Origin of the sequence: Pseudomonas sp. A-1 (assembly GCF_004801855.1) — a bacterium.
Classification (GTDB): Bacteria; Pseudomonadota; Gammaproteobacteria; order Pseudomonadales; family Pseudomonadaceae; genus Geopseudomonas.
The window spans coordinates 1-8,349 of the sequence record NZ_SSTC01000125.1 but is presented as its reverse complement, the minus strand read 5'-3'; the positions used below and the strand labels follow the sequence as shown (position 1 = coordinate 8,349).

Here is an 8,349-nt window from a genome sequence, read left to right as displayed (position 1 = left end):
CGCCGGACGCGGCGCGGCGGCCCCCGGCGCAGCGGCCGACGCGACGGCGCCCGGCTCGGGCACCAGGCGCTGGTGCTCGTCGTCGGCCATGGCGAGGATCTCCACGCCCTCGGCGGTGGTGCGGTTGGACAGGATCAGGGCATCCTCGCCGAGGGCTGCGCGCACCTGGCGCATCGCCTCGCGGCTGTTGGCTCCGACAAAACGTCTGACACTCATCAGTTGTTGCCTCCGATCAGGCTGGTCACGCGCAGCATGCGGTCATCGGGAATCTCGGCCAGCGACATCACCACCAGGTGGCGCAGGCGGCGGCGCAGGAAGCGCGCCAGCAGCGCGCGCAGGCGGTGCTGGACCACCAGCACCGGCGCGTCGCCGTTGGCTTCCTGGCGGTTGAGGGCGTTCTCGGCCAGCTGCATCAGGTTGCCGGCCAGGCCCGGCTCCAGCGCGCCGCCGTTGTTCAGGGCCTGGGCCAGCACCTGCTCGAGACCGGCGTCGAGGCCGATCACGCGCAGCTCGCCCTGGCCGCCGAACCACTGCTGGGTGATCGCCCGGCCGAGGGCCACGCGCACCACGGCGACCAGATCCTGGGCATCGCCCTGCGCGCCGGCATGTTCGGCGAGGGTGTCGAGGATGGTGCGCAGGTCGCGGATCGACACCTCCTCTTCCAGCAGGCTCTGCAGGATGCGCTGCAGGGTGGTGAGGCTGAGCGCCTTGGGCACCACCTCCTCGACCAGCGCCTTGTTGTCCTCGCCGAGGCGGTCGAGCAGCAGCTGGACCTCCTGGCGGCCGAGCAGGTCGCTGGCGTGGCGATGCAGCAGGTGGTTGAGATGGGTGGCGGCCACGGTGCTGGCGTCGACCACGGTGTAGCCGTAGACCTGCGCCAGCTCGCGCTGGGACAGGTCGATCCACACCGCCGGCAGCCCGAAGGCCGGGTCGGTGGTGGCCTGGCCTTCCAGCTTGCCGGAGACCTGGCCGGGATCGATGGCCAGCCACTTGCCGGGCTGCAGCTCGGCGCGGCCGATCTCCACGCCCTTGAGGCGAATCACGTAGGTATTCGGGCCCAGCTCCAGGTTGTCGCGGATGTGCACCACCGGCGGCAGGAAACCGACCTCCTGGGCGAACTTCTTGCGCACGCCCTTGATGCGGCCGAGCAGCTCGCCCTGCTGACGGTGGTCGACCAGCGGGATCAGCCGGTGGCCGACCTCGAGGCCCAGGGTGTCGACCAGCTGCACGTCGTCCCAGCTGGCTTCCGGGGTCTCGGCGGGCGGCGGCAGCTCGGGGTTCATCACCTTCTCCAGCTGCTGTTCCTCCTCGCGACGGCCCAGCCACCAGGCCAGACCGCCGAGCAGCGCGGTGAACAGCAGGAACACCAGGTTGGGCATGCCCGGCACCAGGCCGAGCAGGCCCATCACCCCGGCAGCCAGCCACAGCACCTTGGGATTGGCGAACAGCTGGCCGAGCATCTGCTGACCGACGTCCTGGTCGGTGTTGACCCGCGATACGGTCACGCCGGCGGCGGTGGAGATCACCAGCGCCGGGATCTGCGCCACCAGGCCGTCGCCGATGGTCAGCAGAGTGTAGGTTTCCGCCGCCTGGGCGAACGGCAGGTCGTGCTGCAGCATGCCGATCAGCAGGCCGCCGATGACGTTGACCGCCATGATCACCAGGCCGGCCACCGCGTCGCCGCGCACGAACTTGCTGGCGCCGTCCATCGAGCCGTAGAAGTCGGCTTCCTGGGACACCTCGCGGCGGCGCTGGCGCGCCTCCTCCTCGCCGATCAGGCCGGCGTTGAGGTCGGCGTCGATGGCCATCTGCTTGCCGGGCATCGAGTCGAGGGTGAAGCGCGCGCCGACCTCGGCGATGCGCCCGGCGCCCTTGGTGATGACCATGAAGTTGATGATCACCAGGATCAGGAACACGGCGAGGCCCACGGCGAAGTTGCCGCCGACCAGGAAGTGGCCGAACGCCTCGATCACCTTGCCCGCCGCGTCGCCGCCCTCGTGGCCGTGCATCAGCACCACCCGCGTCGAGGCGACGTTGAGCGACAGGCGCAGCAGCGTGGTGAACAGCAGGATCGCCGGGAAGGCGGCGAAGTCCAGCGGCTTCTGGGTGAACATGCTGACCAGCAGCACCATGATCGACAGGGCGATGTTGAAGGTGAAGAACAGGTCGAGGGCGAACGGCGGCAGCGGCAGGATCATCATCGACAGGATGAGGATGATCAGCAGCGGGCCGGCGAACAGCTTCATGTCGGCCTTGCCGGACAGGCCGGCGCGCCCCAGCATGGCGCTCAGTGCATTCATCGGGATTCCTCGTCATTGGCGGCGCGCGGCGGCGGGTCGGCCAGCTCGGCCGGTACCGGCAGGTCGTGCGGGGCCTGGGGCATTTCACCGCCCTCCTCGCGCACGCGCTTGAGGCGGTAGGCCCAGGCCAGTACCTCGGCCACCGCGGTGTAGAGTTCGGCGGGGATCTCCTTGTCGAGATCCACGTGGCGGTACAGCGCGCGCGCCAGCGGCGGCGCCTCGAGCAGCGGCACGCCGTGCTCGGCGCCCAGCTCGCGGATGCGCGCGGCGACCAGTTCGGTGCCCTTGGCCACCACCCTGGGCGCGCCCATGCTGCCCTCCTGGTAGGCTAGGGCCACGGCATAGTGGGTCGGGTTGGTGACGATCACGTCGGCGGTCGGCACCTTGCTCATCATCCTGCGCCGCGCCACCGCCTGCTGCTGGGCGCGGATGCGGCCCTTGACGTGCGGGTCGCCCTCCGACTCCTTGTGCTCCTGGCGCAGGTCTTCCTTGCTCATGCGCAGCTTCTTCGCATGGCTCCACAGCTGGTAGGGCACGTCGATGCCGATCACCACGATCAGGGTCGCCACGATCACCGCGCAGGCCCAGGCCGCCAGCTGCAGCGCATTGGCCAGCGCCTGCGGCAGCGGCTGGGTCATCAGCGCCATCATCTCGCCGACATGGCTGGAGATGAACTGCACCGCCACCACGCCGACCAGCAGCGACTTGGCGATCGCCTTGCCCAGCTCGGCCAGGGCGTGGGTGGAGAACAGCCGCTTGAGGCCCTTGAGCGGGTTGAGGCGGGAGAACTGCGGGGCCAGCGACTTGGCCGACAGCAGCCAGCCGCCGAGCAGCATCGGCGCCACCAGGGCGATCAGCAGCAGCAGGATCAGCAGCGGCAGCAGCGCCAGCAGGCTGCGCTGGGCCAGGCTCCAGAAGTGGGCGACCATCACCGCCGGGTCGAAGGCGACGCTGCGCTCGAACAGGAACGACTGCTCCACCACCAGGCCGAGCTGGGCGTACAGCGTGCTGCCCATCGCCCACAGGCCACCCACCCCGCCGGCCAGCAGCAGGAAGGTGCTCAGTTCGCGGGAACGGGCGACCTGTCCCTCTTCGCGCGCCTTCTCCAGGCGCCGGGGTGTCGCCGCTTCTGTCTTGTCGTCCTGATCGCTGTCGTCAGCCATGGCCTTGTGCGCGCCTGCGGCGACTCAATACGGGCAAAGGGACATTGTGCGGCCACGGGTGCCGCGGCAATCGGCGAAACAGAGCGGAAATTTCCCGGCTTATCCGGCGCGGCAGGCGCAGGCAGGCACCGGATGCCCTGGCGGGCCCCGGTGCGGCCGGGCGGCGCCTGGCCGCTACAGCTGGCGCATCAGCTGGTCGATGCAGTCGACCACCTGCATGCTGGCATCCTCCATCCGCTCCAGCGCCTCGCGCATCGCCACCGTGTCGCCCGCCTGGCCGGCCTGCAGGGCCCGCAGCCCGGCCTCGTGCACTTCGCGGTGCGGCGCATCGAGCGCCTGGAAGCTGTGCAGCTGGGCGTAGTGCCTGGCGCCATAGCCCTGGAAGTACCATTTGCCCAGGCGGCATTCGCTATGGCAGGTCAGGTGGGCAGCGAACTCGGCATTGTGGATGTGCCGGTAGACCTGGTTCTTCCACACCGCATGGTCGAGCTTGGTGGCATTGAGGAAGGACGTGGTGGTGGTCTGGCGGATGATGCCCTGCAGATGCTCGGAACGCTCGATCATCGTGCCGACGACCTCGTTGATCTGCACCGAGGAGGCGGACACCTCGGTCGCGCTGTCCTGGGTCAGCAGCACGGCGGCGCGGATGCTGGCGATCTCGCCGACGATTTCCTGCACCAGCTCGTCGATCTGCGCACTGGCCACGGCGGCGCGCTGCGCCAGCTGGCGCACCTCGCCCGCCACCACGGCGAAGCCGCGTCCGGCCTCGCCGGCCCGCGCCGCCTCGATGGCGGCATTGAGCGCCAGCAGATTGGTCTGGTCGGTGATCTTCTGGATGTTCTCCACCAGCCCCTTGATGCCTCCGGCCGCCTGGTCGAGCACCTCGGCGCTGCGGGCGCTGCTGTCGGCATGCTCGCTGATGCGCCGGGAACGGCCGTCCAGGGCGCTGACCGCAGTGCGCGCATCGCTGAACACGTCGTCCAGCATCTCCAGCTCCTTGCGCTCCTCCACCAGCGCCTCGGCGCGCTCGGCGATGCTCTGGCGCACCACCTCGAGCATGCCGTTGCCCCTCAGGTGGCTGGCATACACATGGCTCAGGCCATCCTTGGCCTGATCGGCGGCCTGCAGCTGCTGCTCCAGCTGCTGCAGCTCGTCGAGCAGTTTCCTGGCCTGTTGCTCCGCCGCTTCACGCTCGGCGGCCTGTTTCCGGCTGGCGAATATCATCACCGTATCCCTGCAGTCGCCTGCGCGCTATCGAAGTTGTCAGAAGCCCAGCTGGTCGAGCAGGTCGTCGACCTGATCCTGGTTGACCACCGCATCGCCAGCGGTCGGCTTGATCTGCGGACCATTGAGCAGGTTCTTCTTCTTTTCCGGCTCCCATTCGCTCTCGGCCAGGCGCTTGAGGATGATCGCCTCGCTGCCGTCCGGCACGCTCTCGATCAGCACCTGGATCAGTTGGTGCTCGATCTCGCGGATCACCTCGTTCATCCGCTTGATGACCTGGCCGGTGAGGTCCTGGAAGTCCTGCGCCATCAGGATCTCCATCAGCTCGCGCTGGGTCGCCTGGGTCTGGCGCGGCACCTCGGCCAGGTAGGCGCGGGTGTCCTTGACCAGCTCGCGGGCCTCCTCCAGTTCGACCGGATTGGCGAACCAGGCCTCCCAGCGCTGATCCAGTCCGCTGGCGCCCTTGGCCAGCTCGTCCTGCAACGGCTGGGCGCGGTCGATGGCGTTGAGGGCGCGCTCGGCGGCCTGCTCGGTCATCGAAGCCACATAGGTCAGACGGTCGCGCGCATCGGGAATCGCCTCGGCGGCCTTCTCGATTTCCTTGTCCAGGCCAAGTTCGCGCATACTGTCGCGCAGCATGCGGGTCAGCTGCCCGATGCGCTGGATCAGTTCATCCGGCGCCATGTCCCAGTTGCCAGCTGCCTGCTGTACGTCACCGCTCATAAGCTGTCTCCTCCGGGCGCCGGTTATTTGCCCAGTTTCTCGAAAATCTTGTTGAGCTTCTCTTCCAGGATCGCGGCGGTGAACGGCTTGACCACATAGCCGTTGGCGCCGGCCTGGGCGGCCGCGATGATGTTCTCCTTCTTCGCCTCGGCGGTGACCATCAGCACCGGCAGGTGCTTCAGGCTATCGTCGGCGCGGATCTGCTTGAGCATGTCCAGGCCATCGAGGTTGGGCATGTTCCAGTCGGAAACCACGAACTCGAACTTGCCCGAGCGCAGCTTGTTGAGGGCATCCTGGCCGTCTTCGGCTTCTTCCACGTTGTTGAAGCCCAGCTCCTTGAGCAAACTCCGCACGATCCGGCGCATGGTCGGAAAGTCGTCCACTACCAGCATGCTCATGTTCTTGTCGGCCATCGTCTTTCCTCATCGTGTCATGGCGTTTGTCGATCCGGTGCGCCGGGCCGCTACACGGCCGGCAACGCCCTGATTGCTCGCTGTCCGCGGAGCTCGCGCTCGCGGGTTCAGAATTCTTCCCACTGCTCCTGCGCACTCGCCGCGACCGGCTGGCGGCCGCCGGTCGCCGGCTGAGCGGCGCCTTCAGGCTGGGTGGCCGGCTGCGGGCGCGCCGGCGGCATGCTTCTGGCGGGGGCGCGACGCGCGGACTCCTGGCCCAGCCGGAACACCGCCACCACCTCTTCCAGGCGATGCGCCTCGGCGTCCAGCGCGGTGGACGCGGTGGTGGCCTGCTGCACCAGCCCGGCGTTCTGCTGGGTCACCTCGTCCATCTGCGCGATGGCCACGTTGATCTGGCCGATGCCGTCGCTCTGCTCCTGCGAGGCGGCGGAAATCTCGTCGATGATGTCGGTCACCCGGCGTACCGCGGCCACCATGTCGACCATGGTCCGCCCCGCCTGCTCGGCCAGTTGCGAGCCCTCCTCCACGCGGCGGCTGGAGTCCTGGATCAGCGTCTTGATCTCCTTGGCCGCCTCGGCGCTGCGTCCGGCCAGCGTGCGCACCTCGCCGGCCACCACGGCGAAGCCGCGGCCCTGCTCGCCGGCGCGCGCCGCCTCGACCGAGGCGTTGAGCGCGAGGATGTTGGTCTGGAAGGCGATCGAGTCGATCACGTTGATGATGCTGGCGATCTGCTGCGAGCTGTCGGCGATACCCTGCATGGTGTCAACCACCTGGGCCACCACCTCGCGGCCCTTGTCGACGGTGTCGGAGGCGTCGTTGGCCAGCGCACTGGCGGTGCGGGCGTTGTCGGCGTTCTGCTGCACGGTGGAGGTCATCTGCTCCATGCTCGCCGCGGTCTGCTGCAGCGAGGCGGCCTGCTGCTCGGTGCGCGACGACAGGTCGACGTTGCCGCGACTGATTTCCTGGGCGCCCTCGTAGATGGCCGCGCTGCTGGCGCGCACGGTGCCGACGATTTCCCGCAGGCTGCCCTGCATGTCGCGCATCGCCTGCTGCAGGTGGCCGACCTCGTTCTGCACGGTGACCTCGATCGACTGCGACAGGTCCGCCTTGGCCAGGCGCTGCAGGTGCTCGGCCACTTCCTCGATCGGCCGCACGACCAGGCGGAACAGGCTGGCACGCAGCAGCAGCAGCACGAGGATCGAGCAGCACAGGGCGAGACCGCCGAACACCGCATACAGCTGCAAGGTCTCTTCGTAGTGCTTCATCTCGGCATTGGCGAAGCTGGTGAAGAAGGCGAACAGCCTGGCCATCGCCTCCTCGAGCACCGGCTGCTCCTCGCCGAGCACGCGCTTCTCGAGCGTCCGGTAGGTCTCCAGGTCGCCCTTGCGCAGGGCCGCGCTCTGCTGGCGGAGCAGGTCGACCATCAGCGCCAGCTGGGCCTGGTAGCCCTCCACCGCGCGACGCCCTTCCTCAGCGCTCAGCACCGGCATCTTCTGGAAGCGCTCGAGGTACTCGACGGATTTGCCGATATGCTCGTCGGCCTCGGCCAGGCGCGCCCGCTTGGCGGCCTCGTCGGCCTGGCGATTGCCGAGCAGCCGCTCGTAGCTGAACAGCGCGATCATCGCATTCAGGCGGTTGCGATCGGCGGCCTGCGCATAGTCGGACTGGTCGACGGCGATGCGGTTGATCCGCTCGATCTCCAGCTTGGCGCTGTGGCTGCTCATCACCCCCAGGACGGAAACCGTCAGCAGCAGCAGCAGGAACACCACCACCGCCCGGTTGACCGTCGCCTGAATGCTTTTTCCGCGCAAGTAACTGAACATCTCCGCCATCCTCAACTCGAACTCACAACCCGTCATTCAAACCCGCTGCGCCCGGCCGGACGCCGCCACCTGCTTGAGAATCCGCTCGGCCATCTGGTCGAGCGCAACCACCTCGCAGGCTCCGCCGAGGGCGATGCCCTCGCGCGGCATGCCGAACACCACGCAGCTGGCCTCGTCCTGGGCGAAGGTGAAGGCGCCGGCCTGGCGCATCTCCAGCAGGCCGCGGGCGCCGTCGCGGCCCATGCCGGTGAGCAGCACGCCGATGGCGTTGCGCCCGGCGCTTTCCGCCGCCGAGCGGAACAGCACGTCCACCGAAGGACGATGGCGATTGACCGGCAGACCGTCATCGAGGCGGGCGACGTAGTTGGCGCCGCTGCGCACCAGCTTGAGGTGGGCGGTGCCGGGGGCGATGTAGGCGTGACCGGGCAGGATGCGCTCGCCGTCCTCGGCTTCCTTGACCGCGATGTTGCACAGCCGGTTGAGCCGCTCGGCGAACGACTTGGTGAAGCCACCGGGCATGTGCTGGGCGATGAGGATCGCCGGGCTGTTGGCCGGCAGCGGCTCGAGCACCGCGCGGATCGCCTCGGTGCCGCCGGTGGAGGCGCCGATGATCACCAGCTTCTCGCTGGAAATCAGCGGCGCCTTGAGCGCCGGCGGCCGCGGCGCGCTGGCCGGCGGCGACTGGCGCGGCCGCGAACGGGCG

The 8,349-nt window shown here is 68.7% G+C and carries 7 protein-coding genes and 2 pseudogenes; all 9 read right to left on the bottom strand.

Going from position 1 to position 8,349, the window contains the following annotated elements; translation table 11 throughout:
- A pseudogene (locus E5198_RS19275) lies at positions 1-216 on the bottom strand (hypothetical protein); the annotation flags it as partial.
- Positions 216-2,282, bottom strand: coding sequence for a flagellar biosynthesis protein FlhA (gene flhA / locus E5198_RS19270; protein ID WP_372239897.1), 2,067 nt, complete (start codon positions 2,280-2,282; stop codon positions 216-218). The pseudogene E5198_RS19275 and the gene flhA, both read right to left, overlap by 1 nt.
- Positions 2,283-2,296: 14 nt before the next feature.
- Complete coding sequence (flhB, locus tag E5198_RS19265) at positions 2,297-3,463, bottom strand: flagellar biosynthesis protein FlhB (protein ID WP_136491552.1); 1,167 nt, start codon at positions 3,461-3,463, stop codon at positions 2,297-2,299.
- Positions 3,464-3,637: 174 nt separating this feature from the next.
- The gene (locus E5198_RS22385; protein ID WP_236574805.1) at positions 3,638-4,027 is read right to left on the bottom strand and encodes a CZB domain-containing protein; all 390 of its coding nucleotides are present in this window, start codon (positions 4,025-4,027) and stop codon (positions 3,638-3,640) included.
- A 24-nt stretch (positions 4,028-4,051) separates the two neighbouring features.
- Positions 4,052-4,450, bottom strand: a pseudogene (locus E5198_RS22380) (methyl-accepting chemotaxis protein); the annotation flags it as partial.
- Between the two features lie 276 nt (positions 4,451-4,726).
- On the bottom strand, positions 4,727-5,410 hold the full coding sequence (cheZ, locus tag E5198_RS19255; RefSeq protein WP_136491550.1) for a protein phosphatase CheZ: 684 nt from the start codon (positions 5,408-5,410) through the stop codon (positions 4,727-4,729).
- Between the two features lie 23 nt (positions 5,411-5,433).
- Positions 5,434-5,823: a chemotaxis response regulator CheY gene (cheY, locus tag E5198_RS19250; protein ID WP_136491549.1), complete on the bottom strand. Its 390-nt coding sequence runs from the start codon at positions 5,821-5,823 to the stop codon at positions 5,434-5,436.
- 107 nt (positions 5,824-5,930) lie between these two features.
- On the bottom strand, positions 5,931-7,646 hold the full coding sequence (locus E5198_RS19245; protein ID WP_256659201.1) for a methyl-accepting chemotaxis protein: 1,716 nt from the start codon (positions 7,644-7,646) through the stop codon (positions 5,931-5,933).
- A 36-nt stretch (positions 7,647-7,682) separates the two neighbouring features.
- Positions 7,683-8,349: chemotaxis protein CheB (locus E5198_RS19240; RefSeq protein ID WP_305956077.1), on the bottom strand; the 667-nt coding region annotated here is incomplete at its 5' end.